General features: G+C 74.1%; 20 protein-coding genes. 4 read left to right on the forward strand and 16 right to left on the reverse strand.

What is annotated here, in order from left to right; all coding sequences use genetic code 11:
* From nuoI to JWP64_RS02525, 11 genes are all read right to left on the reverse strand, one after another.
* The coding region (nuoI, locus tag JWP64_RS02475; protein WP_297491779.1) for an NADH-quinone oxidoreductase subunit NuoI at positions 1–338 on the reverse strand (338 nt) is incomplete at its 3' end.
* Positions 339–1631, reverse strand: a complete 1293-nt coding sequence (nuoH, locus tag JWP64_RS02480) for an NADH-quinone oxidoreductase subunit NuoH (RefSeq protein ID WP_297491781.1) — start codon at positions 1629–1631, stop codon at positions 339–341.
* Positions 1628–4090 carry an NADH-quinone oxidoreductase subunit G gene (locus JWP64_RS02485; protein WP_297491783.1) on the reverse strand — a complete coding sequence of 821 codons (2463 nt, stop codon included), beginning with the start codon at positions 4088–4090 and terminating at the stop codon, positions 1628–1630. Before JWP64_RS02485 ends, nuoH begins: the two co-directional genes overlap by 4 nt.
* The gene (gene nuoF, locus JWP64_RS02490; protein WP_297491964.1) at positions 4087–5391 is read right to left on the reverse strand and encodes an NADH-quinone oxidoreductase subunit NuoF; all 1305 of its coding nucleotides are present in this window, start codon (positions 5389–5391) and stop codon (positions 4087–4089) included. Before nuoF ends, JWP64_RS02485 begins: the two co-directional genes overlap by 4 nt.
* Positions 5392–5488: 97 nt before the next feature.
* The gene (nuoE, locus tag JWP64_RS02495; protein WP_297491785.1) at positions 5489–6295 is read right to left on the reverse strand and encodes an NADH-quinone oxidoreductase subunit NuoE; all 807 of its coding nucleotides are present in this window, start codon (positions 6293–6295) and stop codon (positions 5489–5491) included.
* The gene (locus JWP64_RS02500; protein ID WP_297491787.1) at positions 6292–7644 is read right to left on the reverse strand and encodes an NADH-quinone oxidoreductase subunit D; all 1353 of its coding nucleotides are present in this window, start codon (positions 7642–7644) and stop codon (positions 6292–6294) included. Before JWP64_RS02500 ends, nuoE begins: the two co-directional genes overlap by 4 nt.
* Positions 7641–8492 (reverse strand): NADH-quinone oxidoreductase subunit C, encoded by an 852-nt coding sequence (locus JWP64_RS02505; RefSeq protein WP_297491789.1) that lies wholly within the window; start codon positions 8490–8492, stop codon positions 7641–7643. Before JWP64_RS02505 ends, JWP64_RS02500 begins: the two co-directional genes overlap by 4 nt.
* Positions 8493–8499: 7 nt before the next feature.
* Entirely contained in the window at positions 8500–9048 is a 549-nt protein-coding gene (locus tag JWP64_RS02510; RefSeq protein WP_366889263.1) for an NADH-quinone oxidoreductase subunit B family protein, read from the reverse strand.
* A gap of 27 nt (positions 9049–9075) precedes the next feature.
* Positions 9076–9441, reverse strand: coding sequence for an NADH-quinone oxidoreductase subunit A (locus JWP64_RS02515; protein ID WP_297491791.1), 366 nt, complete (start codon positions 9439–9441; stop codon positions 9076–9078).
* 89 nt (positions 9442–9530) lie between these two features.
* Positions 9531–9725 (reverse strand): FAD-dependent oxidoreductase, encoded by a 195-nt coding sequence (locus JWP64_RS02520; RefSeq protein WP_297491793.1) that lies wholly within the window; start codon positions 9723–9725, stop codon positions 9531–9533.
* A 104-nt stretch (positions 9726–9829) separates the two neighbouring features.
* Entirely contained in the window at positions 9830–10528 is a 699-nt protein-coding gene (locus tag JWP64_RS02525) for a demethylmenaquinone methyltransferase (RefSeq protein WP_297491795.1), read from the reverse strand.
* A 116-nt stretch (positions 10529–10644) separates the two neighbouring features.
* Here JWP64_RS02525 and JWP64_RS02530 point away from each other — a divergent pair, with 116 nt between their 5' ends.
* Entirely contained in the window at positions 10645–10848 is a 204-nt protein-coding gene (locus JWP64_RS02530) for a hypothetical protein (protein ID WP_297491797.1), read from the forward strand.
* A gap of 43 nt (positions 10849–10891) precedes the next feature.
* Here JWP64_RS02530 and JWP64_RS02535 read toward each other — a convergent pair whose 3' ends face one another.
* Complete coding sequence (locus JWP64_RS02535; RefSeq protein ID WP_297491799.1) at positions 10892–11995, reverse strand: glycosyltransferase; 1104 nt, start codon at positions 11993–11995, stop codon at positions 10892–10894.
* Position 11996: 1 nt separating this feature from the next.
* Entirely contained in the window at positions 11997–13154 is a 1158-nt protein-coding gene (locus tag JWP64_RS02540; protein ID WP_297491801.1) for a glycosyltransferase family 1 protein, read from the reverse strand.
* A gap of 164 nt (positions 13155–13318) precedes the next feature.
* Here JWP64_RS02540 and JWP64_RS02545 point away from each other — a divergent pair, with 164 nt between their 5' ends.
* Positions 13319–14167, forward strand: a complete 849-nt coding sequence (locus JWP64_RS02545; RefSeq protein ID WP_297491803.1) for an inositol monophosphatase — start codon at positions 13319–13321, stop codon at positions 14165–14167.
* Here JWP64_RS02545 and JWP64_RS02550 read toward each other — a convergent pair.
* Complete coding sequence (locus JWP64_RS02550; RefSeq protein WP_297491805.1) at positions 14164–14634, reverse strand: DUF3592 domain-containing protein; 471 nt, start codon at positions 14632–14634, stop codon at positions 14164–14166. The genes JWP64_RS02545 and JWP64_RS02550 overlap by 4 nt on opposite strands.
* Before the next feature lie 127 nt (positions 14635–14761).
* Between JWP64_RS02550 and JWP64_RS02555 the strand changes: the two genes are divergently transcribed.
* A complete protein-coding gene (locus tag JWP64_RS02555; RefSeq protein WP_297491807.1) occupies positions 14762–16012 on the forward strand; it encodes an isochorismate synthase in 1251 nt (416 codons plus the stop codon).
* Positions 16013–16053: 41 nt separating this feature from the next.
* Here the strand turns inward: JWP64_RS02555 and JWP64_RS02560 are convergent, their stop codons facing one another.
* Both JWP64_RS02560 and menD read right to left on the reverse strand, forming a co-directional pair.
* The gene (locus JWP64_RS02560; RefSeq protein ID WP_297491810.1) at positions 16054–16866 is read right to left on the reverse strand and encodes a hypothetical protein; all 813 of its coding nucleotides are present in this window, start codon (positions 16864–16866) and stop codon (positions 16054–16056) included.
* A 113-nt stretch (positions 16867–16979) separates the two neighbouring features.
* The gene (menD, locus tag JWP64_RS02565) at positions 16980–18623 is read right to left on the reverse strand and encodes a 2-succinyl-5-enolpyruvyl-6-hydroxy-3-cyclohexene-1-carboxylic-acid synthase (protein WP_297491812.1); all 1644 of its coding nucleotides are present in this window, start codon (positions 18621–18623) and stop codon (positions 16980–16982) included.
* A gap of 139 nt (positions 18624–18762) precedes the next feature.
* Between menD and JWP64_RS02570 the strand changes: the two genes are divergently transcribed.
* Positions 18763–20394: an ABC-F family ATP-binding cassette domain-containing protein gene (locus JWP64_RS02570; RefSeq protein ID WP_297491815.1), complete on the forward strand. Its 1632-nt coding sequence runs from the start codon at positions 18763–18765 to the stop codon at positions 20392–20394.
* The last annotated feature ends 4 nt before the right edge of the window (positions 20395–20398 follow it).

The raw sequence follows: 20398 nt of genomic DNA on the forward strand, positions 1-20398 counted from the left end.
ATCGTGAGCGAGCGCGTGGGGCAGGCCTCGATGCACAGGCCGCAGCCGATGCAGCGCAGGTAGTTGATCTGGTAGATCGCGCCGTAGCGCTCCCCCGGGGAGTAGCGCTCCTCCTCGGTGTTGTCACCGCCCTCGACGTAGATCGCGTCGGCCGGGCAGGCCCAGGCGCACAGCTCGCAGCCCACGCACTTCTCCAGCCCGTCCGGGTGCCGGTTGAGCTGGTGTCGGCCGTGGTAGCGGGGTGCGGCGGGCGGGAAGTCCTCGGGGTACTCCTCGGTGACGACCTTCTTGAACATCGTCGAGAAGGTGACGCCGAAGCCCTTGAAGAAATCGAACATCTACTCGGTCTCCTTCCCCGGGTCGCCGGTGAGAGCCCCGGCGGGCTCGCGCCGCTTCTCGCGCGCGACGGCCTTGCGCTTCGCCGTCCGCCTGGGGGTGTCCGGCACGGCCAGGTCCAGCGGCGGCACCGGGTAGTCCGACGCCGGGTCGACGGCCGCCTCGGCGCGCCGCCGCTCGGGCACCAGGAACGCGATGGCCAGCACCGCGACCAGCACGATGCCCAGCGTGATGAGCAGGACCGCGACGCTGCCGCCGGAGCTGTTCCGGTAGGTGCGGATCGCGAAGATCACCAGGATCCACAGCAGGCTGACCGGGACCAGGGCCTTCCAGCCGAGCCGCATGAACTGGTCGTAGCGGAAGCGGGGCAGCGTGCCGCGCAGCCAGATGAAGACGAACAGGAAGATCAGCGTCTTGACCAGGAACGCGACGAACATCAGCCAGCCGTTGTCGTTGAACGACGACAGCGGCCACGGCCAGCGCCCGCCCCCCAGGAACAGCGTGGTGGCCATCGCCGAGACGGTGACCATGTTGACGTACTCGGCGAGGAAGAAGAGCGCGAACTTCAGCGACGAGTACTCGGTGTGGAAGCCGCCGACCAGCTCGGACTCGGCTTCCGGGAGGTCGAACGGGGCCCGGTTCGTCTCGCCGACCATCGCGATCACGAAGACCACGAAGCTCGGGACCAGCAGCCAGAAGTACCAGCCGCCGCCCTGGGCCTCGACGATGTCCGCGGTCGACATGGAGCGGGAGTAGAGGACCACCGCGACGATCGAGAGGCCGAGCGCGATCTCGTAGGAGATGACCTGCGCGGCGCTGCGCAGCGCGCCGAGCAGCGCGTACGGCGAGCCTGAGGCCCAGCCGCCGAGCACGATCCCGTAGACGCCGATCGAGGAGCAGGCCAGCACGACCAGCACGCCGACGGGGAGGTCCACGAGCTGCAGCACGGTGCGCTCACCGAAGATCGAGACCTCGCCGCCGAACGGGATGACGGAGAAGGCCACGAACGCCGGGATCGTCGAGACGACGGGTGCGATGAAGAAGACCTTCTTGTCCGCGTGCGTCGGCATGATGTCCTCTTTGAACGCCAGCTTGAGCCCGTCCGCGAGGGACTGCAACCAGCCGCCGGGCCCGGTCCGGTTCGGGCCGGGACGCTGCTGCATCCGGCCGACGACCTTCCGTTCCCAGTTGATCATGAAGAGGGTCAGCACGACGCCGACGCCGAACAGCACGACGACCTTGAGGACGATCAGCCAGAACGGGTCGTCGGCGAGGAGCTGCTGGGTGCGCGTCATGCCGCACCGCCGGCACTGACGCGGACCAGCGAGCCGTGGCCGGCGCCGAGCGTGGCCCGTACCGCCGAGCCCGGTGAGTTGGCCGGGAGCCAGACGACGCCGTCCGGGAGGTCCGTGAACTCGACCGGCAGCGTGATCGCACCCCGGTCCGTCGCGACGCTCGCCTCGAGCCCCTCGACGAGCCCGAGGCGTTCCGCGGTGGCCGCGTTGACCCGGGCCCGGGCCGGGCGCGCGGTGCCGGCCAGGGCCGGCTCGTCGATGCTCAGGGATCCGTCGTCGACGAGCTGGCGCCAGGTGGCGAGGACCGCCTGCCCGTACTCGGCGGGGCGCGGCGCGGCGCCGGCCTCGACGGTCGGCCCGGCGGGCGCGGTGCCGGTGTGGGCACCGAGCCGCTGCAGGTCCCCCATCGCCGCGGCCGGGGTCTGGGTGAACAGGTCCGCGTCCATCTCGACGGCGAGCGTGTCCAGCACCCGGCAGTCCGGCAGCACGCCGCTGGGGTCCAGCGTGCTGGGGAACTCCCGCAGCCGGCCCTCCCAGTTCAGGTAGCTGCCGGCGCGCTGGGCGTCCGGGGCCACCGGCAGCACGACGTCCGCCAGCTCGGTGACCGCGGAGTGGTGCATCTCGAGGCTGACCAGGTAGCCGACCTCGCGGAGCGCCCGCCGGGCGAGGGCGGGGTCCGCCAGGTCGTCCGGGTCGACCCCGCCGACGACGAGCCCGGAGAGCTCGCCGCGCGCGGCCGCCGCCAGGATCTCGTCCGTGCTGCGGCCGGGGGTGGCCGGCAGCTCGTGCACGCCCCACGCCTGCGCGACCTCGGCCCGCGCCGCGGCGTCCGCGACGGGACGGCCACCGGGCAGCAGGGTCGGGACCGCGCCCGCGTCGAGCGCGCCCCGGTCGCCGGCCCGGCGCGGGATCCAGGCGACCTTCGCGCCGGTGCGCGTCGCCAGCGCGGTGACGGCGGAGTAGAGGCCGGGGACCTCGGCGGCCCGGTCGCCGACGAGGACCACCGCGCCCGGACCGCTGAGGGCGTCGATCAGCTCGGACGCCGGCGCGTCCTTCTCGCCGGCCGCGGAGATCAGCTCGCGGAGCACGGCGGCCTCGGCCCCCGGGACCGCCTTGACCAGGGTCGCCTCGGTCTTGCGGGTGCCCGGGGTCGTCCACTGGCCGAGCTGGAAGACGCGCTGCCCGCGCTTGCGGACGGCCTTGCGGAGGCGGAGGAAGACGATGCCCGCCTCGTCCTCCGGGTCCAGGGCGACGGTCAGCACCGCCGGAGCCGCCTCGACCGCGGTGAACGTGACCCCGGTGTCAGGAGTGGTCCCGACGGCGTGGGCGGCGAGGAACTCCAGCTCCTCGGCGCTGTGCGGCCGGGCCCGGAAGTCGACGTCGTTGGTGTGGGCCGCGACCCGGGCGAACTTCGCGTAGGAGTAGGCGTCCTCGACGGTCAGCCGGCCGCCGGTCAGCACCCCGATCCCGTTGTGCCCGCGCGCCGCCAGCAGCCCGTGCGCCGCGGCCCGCAGGGCCTCGGTCCAGGACGTCTCGACGAGCTCGCCGTTCTCCTCGCGGATCATCGGCCGGGTGATCCGCCCCTTGGACTGCAGGTAACGGAACGCGAAGCGGCCCTTGTCGCAGGTCCACTCCTCGTTGACCTCGGGGTCGTTGCCCGCGAGGCGCCGCATGACCGAGCCGCGGCGGGCGTCCGTGCGCTGCGCGCAGCCGGAGCTGCAGTGCTCGCACACCGACGGCGTCGAGACGAGGTCGAACGGCCGGGAGCGGAACCGGTAGGCCGCGCTGGTGAGCGCCCCGACCGGGCAGATCTGGATGGTGTTGCCGGAGAAGTAGGACTGGAAGGGCATGTCCTCAGCCGTGCCGATCTGCTGGTTCGCGCCGCGCTCCAGCAGGTCGATGAACGGGTCCCCGGCGATCTCCTCGGAGAAGCGGGTGCAGCGCTGGCAGAGCACGCAGCGCTCGCGGTCCAGCAGCACCTGCGAGCTGATCGGCAGCGGCTTCGGGAACGTCCGCTTGGTCTCGACGAACCGCGAGTCCGTGCGGCCGCTGGTCATGGCCTGGTTCTGCAGGGGGCACTCGCCGCCCTTGTCGCAGATCGGGCAGTCCAGCGGGTGGTTGATCAGCAGCAGCTCCATCACGCCCTGCTGCGCCTTGTCCGCGACGGCGGAGGTGTGCTGAGTCTTGACGACCATCCCGTCGGCCACCGTCATGGTGCAGCTGGCCTGCGGCTTCGGCATCGGCCGGCCGCCCATCTCCACCTCGACGAGGCACTGCCGGCAGGCGCCGGCCGGCTCCAGCAGCGGGTGGTCGCAGAACCGCGGGACGATGATCCCGAGCCGCTCGCAGGTGCGGATCAGGATCTCGCCCTTGGGGGCGTCGACCTCGATGCCGTCGATGGTCAGGCGCACGTACCCGTCGGGCACGGGCTTCGTGTCCTTGTCAGGAGCGATCGTCATGCGGGGGCTCCGGTCAGCTCGGCCAGCTGCTCCGGACGCGCGACCGCAGGCTGCTGCGCGACGAGGTCCAGGAACTCCTGGCGGAAGTACTTGATGCCACTGGTGATCGGGCTCGTCGCACCGTCGCCGAGCGCGCAGAAGGAGCGGCCGAGGATGTTGTCGCAGATGTCGAGCATCGTCTCGACGTCCTCCGCGGTGCCCTCGCCGTGCACCATCCGCTCCAGGATCTGCACCAGCCAGTAGGTGCCCTCCCGGCACGGCGTGCACTTGCCGCAGCTCTCGTGCTTGTAGAACTCGGTCCACTTCATGACCGCCCACGGCACCGAGACGGTCTCGTTGAAGACCTGCACCGCGGTGGTGCCGAGCATCGAGCCGGCGGCTGCGGCGCCCTCGAAGTCGAGCGGCACGTCGAGGTGCTCGGCGGTGAAGATCGGGGTGGACGACCCGCCGGGGGTCCAGAACTTGAGCGGGATCCCGTCCTTCATGCCGCCGGCGAGCTCGAGCAGCTGCCGCAGCGTGACCCCGAGCGGGGCCTCGTACTGGCCGGGCCGCTCGACGTGTCCCGAAACCGAGTAGATCTTCGGGCCGGGGCTCTTCTCGCTGCCCATCGTGCGGAACCAGGCGGAGCCGCCGGCGACGATCGCAGGGACGCTCGCGATGGTCTCGACGTTGTTGACGACCGTCGGCGACGCGTACAGCCCGGCCGTCGCGGGGAACGGCGGCTTGAGCCGCGGCTGGCCGCGCCGGCCCTCGAGGGAGTCCAGCAGCGCCGTCTCCTCACCGCAGATGTAGGCGCCCGCCCCGGCGTGCACCACGATGTCCAGGTCGAACCCGGAGCCGAGGACGTCCTTACCCAGGTAGCCGGCGGCGTAGGCCTCCGCGACCGCGGCGCGCAGCCGGCGGATCGGGTGCAGGGCCTCCCCGCGCACATAGATCGCGCAGAAATTCGCGCGGATCGCGTAGCTGGTGATGACGCAGCCCTCGATCAGCGAGTGCGGGTCCGCCATCATCGTCGGGATGTCCTTGCAGGTCCCGGGCTCGCCCTCGTCCGCGTTGACCACGAGGTACTTGGGCTTGGCGCCCGGGCCGGTGGAGCCCTGCGGGATGAAGGACCACTTCATGCCGGTCGGGAAGCCCGCGCCGCCACGACCACGCAGGCCGGAGTCCTTCACCAACGAGATCAGCTGGTCCGGGTGCGCCGTCAGCGCGGTGCGCAGGGCCCGGTAGCCGTCGAGCTGCTCGTAGGACTCGAGGGTCCAGGAGCGCTCGGCCGTCCAGCGCCGGGTGAGGACCGGGGTCAACGGGGCCGGGCCCTCAGGGCCGGGACCGGTGTCCGCGGGCCCGGCGGTGTCCAGGCCGGAGGCCTTCTCCGGCTTGTCGGGAGTGCTCATCGGCTCCTCACTTCTCCGGGAGGGGCGGGAGGGCGGGGTGCTCGCCGGGCATCGCCGGTGCGGCCCAGCCGCGCTCGGCGGCCATCTGCACGCCGCGCAGCGTCTCCGGGGCGGCCGACGGGCCGGCGACGGCGGCCGCGGCGAGCGCCGGGTCGTCCGTGAAGCCGGCGAGCTCCAGCTCGACGGTCCGCAGGTCCGTCAGCGGCGCCCCGCGCGTCGGCGGGGGCTTCTCCCCGCGGCGCAGCGCATCCACCAGCGCCTCGGCCGAGGCCACGCTCTGGTTGTCGTAGTACTCGTAGTTGACCTGCAGCACGGGTGCGAGGTCGCAGGCCGCGAGGCACTCGGCGTGTTCGAGGGTGATCGAGCCGGTCGTGCCGGGCTCTCCCACCGTCTCCTCGTGGCCGATCCCGAGCCGGGCCTTCAGGGCCGCGTAGATGTCGTCCCCGCCGAGCGCCGCGCAGAGGGTGTTCGTGCAGACGCTCACCAGGTGCTCGCCGCAGGGCGTGCGCTTGTACATCGTGTAGAACGTGGCCACCGCGCTGACCTCGGCGGTCGTGAGCTCCAGCGTCTCCGCGCAGAAACGGATGCCGTCCTGGCTGACGTGGCCCTCCACCGACTGCACGAGGTGCAGCAGCGGGAGCAGCGCGGAGCGGGCCACCGGGTAGCGGGCGATGATCCCCTTGGCCCGCTGGCGGGTGAGCTCGTCGAACGTCGGGGAGACGGGGCCCTGGTCCGGCTGCGCCGTCCAGGTCCGCTCCGCCGGCGCGACGGCCACGCGGCTGTTGGTCTCCGGGTTCCCCTCGGGCAACGTCATCGGTCGACACCTCCCATGACCGGGTCGATGCTGGCGACGGCGGCGATGACGTCGGCGACCATGCCGCCCTCGCTCATCGCCGGCATGCACTGCAGGTTCACGAAGCTGGGGTCCCGGACGTGCACGCGCACCGGCCTCGTCCCGCCGTCGGACACGAGGTGGTAGCCCAGCTCGCCGCGCGGGGACTCGACGGTCGAGTACACCTGCCCGGCGGGGACGTGGAAGCCCTCGGTGACCAGCTTGAAGTGGTGGATCAGGGACTCCATGGACTGTCCCATGATCTTGCGGACGTGCTCGAGCGTGTTGCCCATGCCGTCGCTGCCGATCGAGAGCTGCGCCGGCCAGGCGATCTTGCGGTCGGAGACCATCACCGGCCCGGGCTCGAGCTTCTGCACGGCCTGCTCGACGATCTTGAGCGACTCGTGGATCTCGGCGACGCGCAGCCGGTAGCGGGCGTAGCAGTCCGCCTCGGTGGCCGTCGGGACCTCGAAGTCGTACTCCTCGTAACCCGAGTACGGCTCGACCATGCGCTGGTCCCAGGGCAGGCCCGCGCTGCGCAGGATCGGGCCGGTGGCGCCGAGCGCCAGGCAGCCGTCGACGGGCAGGTACCCGACGCCCTCGAGGCGCTGACGCCAGATCGGCTGGCCGGTGAGGAGCTTGTCGTAGTCGGGAAGGCGCGATTTCATCACCTTGACGAAATCGGTGACCTTCTCCTTCCAGTCCTCGGGGAGGTCCTGGGCCAGGCCGCCGGGCCGGATGAAGGCGTGGTTCATCCGCAGGCCGGTCAGGTGCTCCAGCAGGTGGAGCACCTCCTCGCGCTCGCGGAAGCCGGCCGTCATGCCGGTGAGCGCGCCGAGCTCCATAGCACCGGTCGCCAGGCAGACCAGGTGCGAGCCGATCCGGTTGAGCTCCATCAGGAGCACCCGGATGTGCTGCGCCCGGCGGGGCACCTCGACGCCGAGCAGCTTCTCGACGCCCAGGCAGTACGCGGCCTCGTTGAACAGCGGCGCCAGGTAGTCCATGCGCGTCACGAACGTGACGCCCTGGGTCCAGGTCCGGTACTCGCAGTTCTTCTCGATGCCGGTGTGCAGGTAGCCGATCACGGTGCGGCCCTGGGTGACCGTCTCGCCCTCGAGCTCGAGGACCAGCCGGAGCACCCCGTGCGTCGACGGGTGCTGCGGGCCCATGTTGATGACGATCCGGTCGTCGTGCTCGGAATCGAGCAGCGTGTCCCAGTCCCCGCCGGTGACCGTGTAGACGGTGCCCTCGGTGGTCTCGCGCTGCTGGGCCGCGTACGCGTCCCGGACCGCCTGGGCCTCGCGCGCGTCGAGGTCGTCGGTCGTGCTCATGAGTACGCCCTCCGCTGGTCGGGGGGAGGGATCTCCGCGCCCTTGTACTCCACGGGGATCCCGCCGAGCGGGTAGCTCTTGCGCTGGGGGTGACCCTCCCAGTCGTCCGGCATGAGGATCCGGGTCAGCGCCGGGTGACCGTCGAAGACCACGCCGAACATGTCCCAGGTCTCGCGCTCGTGCCAGTCCGCCGTCGGGTAGACCTCGACGACACTCGGCACGTGCGGGTCGGCGAAGTCCAGGGCGACCTCGAGGCGGATCCGGCGCCGGTACGTCATCGACAGCAGGTGGTAGACGACGTGCATCGGCTTCACCACCGACGCGCCGTCCGGGGCGCTGTAGTCCACACCCGACACGCTGGAACAGAGCTCGAAGCGCAGGTTCGGGTCGTCCCGGAAGATCCGTGCGAGCTCCAGGACCCGTTCGCGCGCAACGTAGAACGTGATCTCCCCGCGGTCCACGGTGACCTGCTCGATCGCGGCGCGCGGGATGCTGCGCTCGTCGAGGGCCTCGGCCAGGTCGTCCGCGAGGTCGTCGAACCAGCCGCCGTAGGGCCGCTCCGCCGGGGCGGGCGCGTAGCCGGGCAGCCGCAGGCCGCCGAAGCCGGAGGTGTCCCCGCTGCCGCGGACGCCGAACATGCCGGAGCGCTCGCGGGTGGCCGCGGGGCGGGTGCCGCCCTCGGGCGCGACACCGGCCTCGTCCGTGGCCTGCTCCACCTCGCCGGCCTCGGGACGTTCGCCGCCCCGGGCGCGCTGCTCGGCCGTCGCGGCACCGCCGGCCTCCGCCGACGACTGCTCGCCGCCGGTGGGCTCCTCCCGGTCCTTGGACGTGCCTGTGGGTTCCGTCATCGCCGCATCACTTCTTCGCGTACTTGATCGACGAGGGCACGAGCTCGGTCCTGTACCCGCTGGCCTGCAGCTCCGCGGCCCGCTTCGAGCCGAGCGGCTCGTCCATGATCTTGGCGTGGATCTTGAGGATCGCGTCCATCAGCATCTCCGGCCGCGGCGGGCAGCCGGGCAGGTACATGTCGACGGGGACGACGTGGTCCACGCCCTGGACGATCGCGTAGTTGTTGAACATGCCGCCGGAGCTGGCGCAGACGCCCATCGCGAGCACCCAGCGGGGCTCGGGCATCTGGTCGTAGATCTGGCGCAGGACCGGGGCCATCTTGTTGCTCACCCGGCCCGCGACGATCATCAGGTCCGCCTGCCGGGGCGAGGCGCGGAAGACCTCCATGCCGAAGCGCGCCAGGTCGTAGCGCGGCGCGCCCGTCGTCATCATCTCGATCGCGCAGCAGGCCAGCCCGAAGGTGGCCGGCCACAGCGAGGACTTCCGGGTCCAGTTGACCAGCTTCTCGACGCTGGTCAGCAGGACGCCGCTGGGCAGGTGCTCCTCGAGTCCCATGTCGGCTCCTCCTCTAGTCCCGTCGACTCAGTTCCAGTCGAGTCCGCCGCGTCGCCACACGTACATGTAGGCGAAGCCGACGGTGATGATGAACAGCACGATCTCCACCAGCCCGAACACGCCGAGCGCGTCCGCGGTCACCGCGAAGGGGTAGAGGAAGACCATCTCGATGTCGAAGAGGATGAACAGCATCGCCGTGAGGTAGTAGGCGACGGGCATCCGGCCGCCGCCCACGACGGGCTGCGGCGAGGGCTCGATCCCGCACTCGTAGGCGTCGAGCTTCGCGCGGTTGTACCGCCGCGGGCCGATGTAGGGCGCCGCGGTCACGGAGAAGAGCGCGAACGCCCCCGCGAGGGCGAACATCAGCACCAGGGGGAGATAGGGATCGAGCATCGTGCACCTTCGTCGTCTGCACTGCTACGTGTATGGATCGATACCGAGCGTGGTGGGGACCATAAGTGCCGCTCGTCACCCCGCCGAGGTCAGGACAGGCTTACCCGGCGATCTTGCGCCCGGTGCGTGCCTGGTCGTGGCGGGTCCTTCTCGAGCAGCAGCACGTCGAGGCCGGCGCGGGTCTGGGAGACCGCGGCGGTGGGCCCCGCCGGACCGGCACCGACCAGGATGACGTCGGCCTCGGATCCCGTCGGGGCGCCTGTGGTGGGTTCGGGCGCGTCCATTCGGCTCCTTGTGAACTGGTTCACGAGGTACTTGTGAACTGTTTCACGAAGTCCGGCGATAAGTCCAGAGAACCCCGCACCACCGGCGGGCGAACCTCAGGGGGTCAGCTTTCGCCCGGTTTGCGGGCCCTGTGCAGGGCGACCGCACCACCCGTCAGGTCCCGCCACGCGGCGTCCGTCCAGCCCGCCCCGATGATCCGTCGCGCGAGCTCCGGCTGGGTGGGCCAGGCGAGGATCGAGTCCGCGAGATAGGTGTAGGCCTCGGGGTTCGACGACACCCGCCGGGCGACGGCAGGGAGCACCCGGCGGAGCATCCCCTCCTGGTAGACGGCCCGGAACGGGGTCCACGTGGGGGTGGAGAACTCGCACACGACGAGCCGTCCGCCGGGCCGCGTCACCCTGGCCAGCTCGCGCAGCGCGAGGTCCGTGTCCGCGACGTTACGCAGCCCGAAGGAGATCGTGACGGCGTCGAACACGCCGTCCGCGAAGGGCAGGTGCAGGGCGTCCGCGGCGACCTTCGGGACCGGGCGGGCCGCGCCGGCCTTCAGCATCCCGAGGGAGAAGTCCGCGGCGACGCACCATGCGCCCGAACGGCCCAGCTCGACGGTGGAGACCGCTGTGCCGGCCGCGAGGTCCAGGACCTTCTCCCCGGGGCGCAGGTCGAGCGCGCGCCGGGTCATGACCCGCCAGCGCCGGTCCTGCCCGCCGGAGAGGAGGGTGTTGGTGACGTCGTACCGCCGCGCGACGCCGTCGAACATCGACGCGACGTCACGGGGGTCCTTGTCGAGATCGGCCCTGGACACGGACACGACCCTACGGGGAGGCCCGTTCCCCGCGCCTGCGGACGTGAGATGAACACCAGCGCTCTTCGATCTCGGCCGGCGGGGCCGCACGGTCCCACGCGACGGCGCGGATCACGATGCGGCGCAGCAGCCGCCGGTCCGCGGACATGTGGTCCGTGATCGGCGGCCCGAACCGCTCGTTCAGGACGGCGACCGCGCTGCCCGCGGCGCGGTCCGTGCAGCGGTTCGCGTCGAACCGGGCCCGGACCTGGCCGCAGCAGAAGCGGTGGGCGGCGGCGGCCGGGCGGCTGAGGTGCAGCAGCGCCTCGGACAGCGCGTAGAGGACCAGCGGCGCGTAGCGCTCGGGCGCCGCCTCCGCCCCCGCTACGGAGCCAGGGTCTCCAGCATCCGGTCGACCGACGCCGGCCAGCCGAACTCCTCCGCCCGGGACCGCGCGGCACCCCGGCGGACGGCCTCGTCCGCGGCCAGCAGCGTCGTCACCCCGGCGGCGAACGCGGCCGGCGAGTCCTCCGCCGCGGCCCCGCTCCCGGCCACGATCTCGGGCAGTGCCGACGACCGGGACACGACCACCGGCGTCCCGCTGGCGAGCGCCTCGAGCGCCGAGAGCCCGAACGTCTCGTGCGGCCCGGGCGCGAGCGACACGTCCGCCGACGCGAGCAGGGCCGCGAGCTGCGCCCGCCCCGGGACGAAGCCCACGAACGTCACCGGGAGCCCGGCCGCGCGCCGCTCCAGCGCGGCCCGCCGCGGCCCGTCGCCGGCCACGACGAGCCGGACGTCGAGCCCCGCGTCGCGCAGGGCCGCCACGGTGTCCACGCTCCGCTCGGGGTGCTTCTCCGGGGACAGCCGCCCGGCGTGCACGAGCAGCGCCTCCGCGCCGCGGCCCAGCTCGGCGCGCAGGGCGGGATCGCGGTGCAGCGGGGAGAACGTCGCGAGGTCCACGCCGAGCGGCACCCGCCGGACGTTGGTGGCGCCGATCCGGTCGAACTCGGCGCCGGCGAACGCCGTCGTGCAGACCACGGTGTCGTAGGCGGCGGCCATCCTGGCGTTGGCCGCGTCCGCGACCCGCCGGGCGACCCCGGCGGGCAGCAGGAACTGGCTCAGCAGCCGGTCCAGCCGCTCGTGCGAGATCACCACGCTCGGCACCCCGCGGCGGGCGGCCCAGGTCCCGAGGCCGCGCAGGGTCAGCCGGTCCGACACCTCGATCGCGTCGGGCCGCAGCCGCTCCAGCAGGCGCTGCACCCGCCACGGGTCGACGGCGCGGTAGCCGCCGGTGCCGGGCAGCCGGGGCGCGGCGATCGTCGCCCGGCGGATCCCGCCGGGCAGCAGGTCGGTGGCGTTGCGCGGGCCGGGCACCACGAGGACGACCTCGTGCCCGCGCGCCACGTACCCGGCGCCGAGGGCGTGCAGGGCGGTGCGCAGGCCGCCGGAGCGGGGACCGTAGAAGTTCGCGAGCTGGACGATCCGCACGTCAGGCGGCCTGTGCCGTCCCGGCGGCGCCCAGCACGTCCAGGTAGTGCGCGATCAGCTCGTCCCCCACCACCGACCAGGTCCGGCGCAGCACCGAGCGCCGCGCCGCCGAGCCGAAGGCCGTGCGGCGCAACGGGTCCCGCAACGTCTCGACGGCGGCGCGCAGCTCGGCGTCCGCGGCGCGCGATCCGGGGTCCGAGGCGTCCGCCCCGTCCGGCCGCGGCGGGACGAGGTAGCCGGTCCGGCCGGGCAGCACCAGGTCCCGCGGGCCGCCCGCGTCCGGCGCCACCACCGGCAGCCCGGACGCCAACGCCTCCTGGACCGCCTGGCAGAACGTCTCGGCCGGGCCGGTGTGGACGAACACGTCGAGCGACGCGTAGATCGACGCCAGCTCGTCGCCGCCGCGGAAACCGAGGAACGCCGCCTCTGGCAGGGCCGCGCGGAGCCGCTCCTCGCTGGGCCCGGACCCGACCACGACGAGCCGCACGCCGGGCATCCCGCCGAGCACCGCCAGCCGTTCCACCTGCTTCTCCGGCGCGAGCCGCCCCACGTACCCGACCAGCAGCTCGCCGTCCGGAGCCAGCTCCGCCCGCAGGTCGGCGGAGCGCCGGGCGGGGGTGAAGCGCCGGGTGTCGACGCCGCGGGCCCACCGGTGCACGCGCGGCACGCCGCGCTCGCGCAGCGCCTCGGTGGCCCAGCTCGACGGCGCGAGCGTCCGGTCCGCCTGTGCGTGCAGGCGGCAGGTCCAGCGCCAGGCGGCGCGGGCGGTGAGCCCGAGGCCGTAGGCCGAGGCGAACCCGGCGACGTCCGTCTGGTAGATCGCGACCGTCGGGATCCCGAGCTTGCGGGCCGCGGCCAGCCCCCGCGCCCCGACGACGAACGGCGCCGCCAGGTGCACGACGTCCGGCGCGAACTCGCGCAGCGCCTTCAGGATCCGTCGGCTCGGCACCCCGACCGGCATCGAGGAGACCACGGGGAGCTCCAGCGCGGGCACCCGCACCACGCGGATGCCCTCGTGGTCCTCGGACTCGTCCGTCCCGGGCGCGATCACCAGGACCTCGTGGCCCGCGGCGCGCAGGTGCTCGCAGACCCTCAGCACGGAGTTCGTGACGCCGTTGACCACCGGCAGGAAGCATTCGGACACGATGGCGACTCGCACGGTGGAACCGTGGCGTCCCCGGGGCGCCGCCGGCCGTCGCGGACGTGTCGGGGCGCCGAACCCCCGGCCAACACCCGGTTCCCGGCCCGGAATTGGCCCGCACGGTCCCGGGTCGTCACCGGCCGGACGCCGCGAGGTCATCCGGCGCGCCGACCCTCGGGCCCATGACGGTCCTGCCCCTGCCCAGGGTTCCCGCCACGGCCACGGACCGGTGGCGGGCCCCCGCCCCGGTCGATCCCGGCCTGCTCTCCCGCGCCCTGGACGTCGCGGGGCGGTTGGCGAACGACGCCGCCGAGGTGATCACCGCGACCACCGGCCGCGGGGTCGCCACCGGCGCCGTGACCAAGGCCAACCCGTTCGACTGGGTCACCGACACCGATCGAACGCTGGAACGGCACACCCGCCGGGTCCTGGCCGCGGAGTTCCCGGACGTCCCGGTCGTCGGCGAGGAGTACGGGGCGGACGCGAACGCGGCCGGGGCGCCGCTGCGCTGGGTGGTCGACCCGGTGGACGGCACGGCGAACTACGTCGCCGGCTTCCCGTGGTGTGCCTACAGCCTGGCACTGGTCGACGCGGACGGCCCGGTCGTCGGCGTGCTCGCCGACCCGAGCCGCGCGCAGATCTACGCCGCGGCGCGCGGCCGCGGGGTCCGGGCGAACGGGACGCCGGTCCGGATCGAACCGCGGACCACCGCCGCGGGCGGGCTGATCTGCGCCGAGTCACCGAGCCAGGAGCTGCTGGACGCCGCGGCCGCGCACCACGCGGGGATCAGGGTGCTCGGCTCGTCCGCGCTGGCGATCGCGCAGGTCGCGCTGGGCCGGGCCACCGCGGCGGTGCTGGATCGGTACCACGAGTGGGACGTCGCGGGGGCGCTGTGCCTGGCCGTCGAGGCGGGCGCGGTGGTCGTCGACCGGGACGGCCGGGCGGACCCGCTACCGGCGGACGGGCTGCTGGTCGCCGCCCCGGGCGTCGCGGACGAGGTGCACGGCTGGTGGCGCCGGGGCTCCGGCTAGCGGGACCGGCGGCGGCGGAGCCAGTAGGACGTCCCGCCGAACACCAGCCACACGACGACGAGCCCACCGGCCATCGACAGCAGCCCGCTCGCGGCGGTGCGCCCGGCGACCCGCACGTTCTCGGGGTTCGTGGCCTCGTACTCGACCGTGATCGTCTGGCCCGCGGTGAGCCCGCGCGGGTAGAGCACGCCGCGCTCGGGCACGACGAACTGCCCGTTGCCGTCGGTGAACCGGATCAGCGTGCGGCCGATGCTCGGGTCGTCCAGCACCTCCGCCGGGGCGACGACGCGGCTGCGGGAGATCGCGACGTCGTCCACGACGGACCCGGCCAGCGCCACGACCGCGAGCACCGTCACGAAGGCCGCGACACCCACCAGGATCTGCGGGAGGAAGCGGTGCAGGGCCCGCCCGACGGTCCGCGAGCTGCCTCGCACGTCGGCGAGCGGATCACCCGCGCCGCTGGTCACGAGGGGTGAGTCTAGGCGGACGACGCCGTCCGGCCGCGGCCGGTGCGCAAGCCCGGCGGACGCCGTGTGGTGACCGCCTCCCCTGGCGGACGCGCATCGCCCGGCGCGGTTCCCTACCCTCGATCACGTGACGATCGCCCCGTTGCCCGCAGGTCTGCGCGTCCGGACCCGGGCCGTCGACCTGCCCGGTGAGGGACTGCTGGACCTCCTGCCGGACTCCTCCGGGGTGCTGAGCTGGGTGCGCGAGGGCGACGGAATCGTCGGCTGGGGCGAGGTCGCGCGGTTCGAGACCGAGGGCCCGGACCGCTTCGCCGAGGCGGACGGCTGGTGGCGCCGGGTCGTCGCCGGGCTGGACGTGCACGACGAGCTGGGCCTGCCCGGCACCGGCGCCGTCGCCTTCACCAGCATCGCCTTCGGCGACCAGTCGCCCGGGTCCGTGCTGGTCGTGCCCCGGGTCGTCGTCGGCCGGCGGGACGGGCAGGCGTGGATCACCGAGTTCAGCAGCGGGGACATGCCGATGCAGCCGCGGTCGCTGCGGGCCGTCACCCCCGTGCGCCGGACCGGTCCGCTGCGCTACGCGGACGGGAACCTGCCCGTCGCCGGCTACCGGCGCGCGGTCGCCGAGGCGGTGCGCCGGATGCGGGCGGGCGAGCTGGACAAGGCCGCGCTCGCGCACGACCTGCTGGCCGTCGCGGACGAGCCGCTCGATCCCCGCTTCCTGCTCGCGGGGCTGGCGCGCCGCTACCCCACGTGCTGGTCGTTCGCCGTCGACGGGCTGGTGGGCGCCACCCCGGAGCTGCTGCTGCGCCGCCGCGGATCCGTCGTCGAGTCCCGGGTCCTGGCCGGCACGATCTGGCCCGGCGAGGGCGCGGACCCGGAGACGGCGCTCCTCGACTCGGGCAAGGACCAGCGCGAACACGCCTACGCCATCGACTCCCTGACCGACGCGCTGCGGCCGTTCTGCACGACGCTCGACGTCCCCGAGCAGCCGTCGATCCTCGCCCTGCGCAACGTCTGGCACCTCGCCAGCGACGTCCGGGGCACGCTGGATCCGGACTTCCCGACGTCACTGCTGCACCTCGTGGAGGCGGTGCATCCGACCGCCGCGGTCGGCGGCACCCCGACCAAGGAGGCGTGCACCCTGATCGCCGAGCTCGAGGGGATGGACCGCGGCCGGTACGCCGGCCCGGTCGGCTGGCTGGACGCGGAGGGCGGCGGCGAGCTCGGCATCGCCCTGCGCTGCGCCCAGCTCGACGGCCGGGTCGCCCGTCTGTTCGCGGGCTGCGGGATCGTCGCGGACTCGGACCCGGACTCCGAGGTGCGGGAGGCCGCCGCGAAGCTCGTCCCGGTGCGGGACGCGCTCGAGGGCGCGGAGTAGCGCGAGCTCGCTCCCCGAGTCACTCCATCCGACGACGGCCCCTACCGGCTGAGCTCCGGCCGCGGTCCCGGAGCCGCGCTCCCCCGCCGCGAGCTGAGCAGGAACGGCACCCCCGCCCCGAGCATCGCCGCGACGCCCGCGAGGTGCAGCGAGACGGACAGCCCGCCGGTCGCGCCGTCCGGGCCGAGCTCCGCGGCGTGCGCGCTCGCGAGGGCGACGAACGCGAGCCCGGTCCGGCGCAGGAGCGGCCGGTCCCGGCGCAGCCCCGCGAGGACGGCCAGCACCCCCGCGGCACCCGCGCCGGACCAGGCGAGCAGGTCCGCGGTGCCGGCCAGGCGGGCCGGGGCGCGGAGATCCGGCGCCAGCGAGGCCGTCATCCCCGCCACGACGATCGCGACCCCCAGGACCGCGGCGGTGATCGCGACGACCGGGGTGACCGCGGCCGAGCGGCGTCGCACGGCGAGCGCGAGCAGCACGACGACGCAGAACATGCCGACCGCCCCGACCAGCGGCCACAGCCCGTGCCGCATCGACAGCCCGAGCGCCCGCGGCAGCGGGACGAGCACCGCGGCGCCGGCGACGGCGGCCGCGATCCGCCCGGCGCGGCGGCTGCCGGAGGCGTGCCCCGCGAGCGCGATCAGCACGGTGGCGATCGCACCGCCGACCGTCACGATCACGGCGGAGACCTGCAGCGACGGCTCGGCGGAGCTCACGAACAGCCCGAAGGCCACGGCCGCACCGACGAGCGCGGCGCATTCGAGGGCGAAGGCCCGCGCGCTGCCGGCGGGGAGCTGGCGCGTCACGGCGCGGGTCACGACGCGGGTCGTGACCGGGGTGCGGGTGCTGGGGATCACCGGCGCCTCGTGGGGAGGAGGGGCGGCAGGTCCGCGGGGTCGGGCCGGCCGGGAGCGCGCAGGCTCCGCACCTCTGTCGACGCCGTCGCGGGGTCCGTTACCGGACACCCCCGTCAGCCGGCCGCGGCGACGGCGGCGCGCACCGCGGCCCTCAGCGCGGCGTGCCCCTCGCGCAGCGTCCCGCGCTCGGCGCGCACCTCGAGCAGCCGCAGCCCCCGCGCGGGTCCGAGGTCCTGCGCGAGCGGGCCGTCGGCGAGCACGTGCGCGGCCCCGAACGCCGCCGCGAGCGCGCGCAGATCCGTGGTGTGCGGGGTTCCGAAGACCCGCTCGAACGACGTCGCGTGCGCCGGCGCACCCTGCTCCAGCAACGAGAAGATGCCGCCGCCGGAGTCGTTGAGCACCACGAACGTGAGGTCCGGCCGCGGCTCGTCCGGGCCGATCAGCAGGCCGGTCGTGTCGTGCAGCAGCGTCAGGTCCCCGAGCAGCGCGTAGGCCGGGCCGGGGTGCGCCAGCGCGGCGCCGACGGCCGTAGAGACGGTTCCGTCGATGCCCGCGACGCCCCGGTTGGACAGCACCGTCACGTCCGCCCGGGGCACCGCGGCGAGGGCCACGTCGCGCACCGGGTTCGACGAGCCGAGCACCAGTTGGGCGCCCGCCGGGAGCGCGCCGAGCAGGTCCCGGGCCAGGCGCAGCCCCCGCGGCGTGCCCTCGTCGAGCGCGGCGTCCAGGGCGGCGGACGCGGCGCCGTCGGCCGCCTTCCAGCGGTCCGCCCAGTCCCCGGGAGGGGCCAGCGGCGGGACCGAACCGACCGCGCGGACCGTCGCCGGGACGTCCGTCCACTGCCCGCCGCGCGGGTCCGCCGCCGCGTAGACCGCGACGTCCGGGTTCGCGAGCAGCCGCTGGACCGGCCGGTGCAGCGTCGGGCGCCCGACGACGACGACCTGCGCGGGCTTCAACGCGGGCTCCTCCAGCAGCCAGGGCCCGGCGCGCAGCGCGTGCCCCCACAGCGAGGACGAGGGCTCCGCGACGAGCGGTGCCCCGCCCAGCAGCGCCGGGTGCACCCCGGCGCCGCCACCGGCGAGGACCAGGGTCGGCGCGGCGGGGTCCAGCGGCAGCGGCGGGACGTCGGCGCGGACGCGGCCGACGGCCGTCCAGGGCCGGCCGTCCGCACGCCCGTCGAGCGGCTCGGACCAGGCCGGATCGGCATCGGGCACCAGCGGTTCCGCGAACGGGAGGTTCAGCTGCACCGGGCCGGGCAGGCCCCCGCGGATGCCGGTGGCGGTCGCGACGACCCGGTCGACGGTGGAGCGCCAACGCGCCTGCTGACCGGCGGCGCTCGTCGCGACCGCGGTGGTGACGGCCAGCCGCACCGCCGTGCCGAAGATTCCGGGCTGCTCGACCGTCTGGCTCGCGCCGGTGCCGATGAGCTCCGGCGGGCGGTCCGCACTCAGCACGACCAGGGGGACCCCGGAGTGTGACGCCTCGAGGACCGCGGGGTGCAGGTTCGCGACGGCCGTGCCGGACGTCGTCGCGACCGGGACCGGGCGGCCCGAGCGCAGCGCGAGGCCGAGGGCCAGGAACCCGGCCGAGCGCTCGTCGATGCGCACGTGCAGACGCAGCCGACCGGCCGCGTCCGCCGCGTGCAGGGCGAACGCGAGCGGGGCGTTGCGCGAGCCGGGGCACAACACGGCGTCGGTGACGCCGGCGCGGACGAGCTCATCGATCACCACCGTGGCCTGCGCCGTCGAAGGATTCACGAAGGCGACACTATGCGCCCGCGCGTCGGACCCGCTCGGGGGCGCGGATTAGAGTCACAAGGGTCATGAGCGAGCTTGCGAGCGAATCAATGTCACAGCGCCCGCGCGCAGCGCCGAGCTCGCGGAGCGAGGGAGAGCGGTGAGCGCGACCCTCCAGGCCACCGACCTCTCGGCCGGCCACGGTTCCCACGTCCTGTTCTCCGGGCTCGACCTCGTCGTCGCCCCCGGCGACGTCATCGGGCTCGTCGGCGTCAACGGCGCCGGAAAGTCGACACTGCTGCGGCTGCTCGCCGGCGAGGACGCCCCGGAGGACGGGGGCATTGCACTGAGCCCGCCGGACGCCACCGTCGGGCACCTCCCCCAGGAACCCGAGCGGACGCCCGGCGAGACGGTCGCCGCCTACGTCGCGCGGCGGACCGGGGTGAGCGCGGCGCAGGCGGACATGGACGCCGCCGCGGAGGAGCTGGCCGCAGGCGGGGACGGCGAGCGCTACGCCGCGACGCTGGACCGGTGGCTCGCCCTCGGAGGCGCGGACCTGGAGGAACGCGCCGCCGAGGTGGCCGCGGACGTCGGGCTGGGTGTCCCGCTGGACACCCCGATGACCGCGCTCTCCGGCGGCCAGGCCGCCCGGGCCGGGCTCGCCGCGCTGCTCCTGTCCCGTTACGACGTGCTCCTCCTCGACGAGCCCACCAACGACCTGGACCTCGACGGCCTGGAGCAGCTGGAGCGGTTCGTCCAGGGGCTGCGGTCGCCGGCCGTGATCGTCAGCCACGACCGCGAGTTCCTGGCCCGCACCGTGAACCGGGTCGTCGAGCTGGACCTGCACCAGCACAGGGTCGGCGTCTACGACGGCGGCTACGACAGCTACCTCGCCGAGCGCGAGGTGGCGCGGCTGCACGCCCGCGAGGCCTACGAGGAGTACGACGACAAGCTCGGCGGCCTCAAGGACCGCGCCCAGATGCAGCGCAACTGGATGGCGCAGGGGGTGCGCAACGCCCGCCGGAAGTCGAAGGACAACGACAAGATCGGCAAGAACAAGCGGGCCGAGACCAGCGAGAAGCAGGCCGCGAAGGCCCGGCAGACGGCGAAGATGATCGAGCGGCTGGACGTCGTCGAGGAGCCCCGCAAGGAGTGGGAGCTGCGGATGACGATCGCGTCCGCGCCGCGTTCCGGGTCCGTCGCGGCCCGGCTGGACGCGGCCGTCGTGAAGCGCGGGGACTTCGTGTTCGGCCCGGCCACGACCCAGGTGGACTGGGCGGACCGGGTCGTCGTGACCGGCACGAACGGAGCCGGCAAGTCCACGCTGCTCGGCGCGCTGCTCGGCCGGATCCCGGTGGAGTCCGGCTACGCAGGGCTCGGCTCGGGGGTGCGGGTCGGCGAGATCGACCAGGCCCGTGGCCTGTTCCTCGGTGACGAGCCGCTGGTGACGGCGTTCGGCCGGGCGGTGCCGGACTGGCCGGACTCCGAGGTCCGCACGCTGCTGGCGAAGTTCGGCCTGACCCGCGAGCACGTGCCGCGCCCGGCGGCGTCGCTCTCCCCGGGCGAGCGGACCCGGGCGGCCCTGGCGCTGCTGCAGGCCCGCGAGGTCAACCTGCTGGTCCTCGACGAGCCGACGAACCACCTGGACCTGCCCGCGATCGAGCAGCTGGAACAGGCGCTCGACGACTTCGGCGGCACGGTCCTGCTGGTCACCCACGACCGCCGGATGCTGGACACGGTCCGCGCCACCCGCCGTTGGCATGTGGAGTCCGGGCGGCTCACCGAGCTGTAGGGCG

This window comes from Pseudonocardia sp., assembly GCF_025465255.1.
GTDB lineage: Bacteria > Actinomycetota > Actinomycetes > Mycobacteriales > Pseudonocardiaceae > Pseudonocardia.

Bases quoted from the DNA above. Each gene is read 5' to 3' on its own strand.
- JWP64_RS02520 (WP_297491793.1), bottom strand. From the start codon at position 9,725: ATGGACGCGCCCGAACCCACCACAGGCGCCCCGACGGGATCCGAGGCC.
- JWP64_RS02530 (WP_297491797.1), top strand. From the start codon at position 10,645: ATGCGGCGCAGCAGCCGCCGGTCCGCGGACATGTGGTCCGTGATCGGC.
- JWP64_RS02515 (WP_297491791.1), bottom strand. From the start codon at position 9,441: ATGCTCGATCCCTATCTCCCCCTGGTGCTGATGTTCGCCCTCGCGGGG.
- nuoH (WP_297491781.1), bottom strand. From the start codon at position 1,631: ATGACGCGCACCCAGCAGCTCCTCGCCGACGACCCGTTCTGGCTGATC.
- JWP64_RS02510 (WP_366889263.1), bottom strand. From the start codon at position 9,048: ATGGGACTCGAGGAGCACCTGCCCAGCGGCGTCCTGCTGACCAGCGTC.
- nuoE (WP_297491785.1), bottom strand. From the start codon at position 6,295: ATGACGTTGCCCGAGGGGAACCCGGAGACCAACAGCCGCGTGGCCGTC.
- JWP64_RS02545 (WP_297491803.1), top strand. From the start codon at position 13,319: ATGACGGTCCTGCCCCTGCCCAGGGTTCCCGCCACGGCCACGGACCGG.
- JWP64_RS02500 (WP_297491787.1), bottom strand. From the start codon at position 7,644: ATGAGCACGACCGACGACCTCGACGCGCGCGAGGCCCAGGCGGTCCGG.
- JWP64_RS02485 (WP_297491783.1), bottom strand. From the start codon at position 4,090: ATGACGATCGCTCCTGACAAGGACACGAAGCCCGTGCCCGACGGGTAC.
- JWP64_RS02505 (WP_297491789.1), bottom strand. From the start codon at position 8,492: ATGACGGAACCCACAGGCACGTCCAAGGACCGGGAGGAGCCCACCGGC.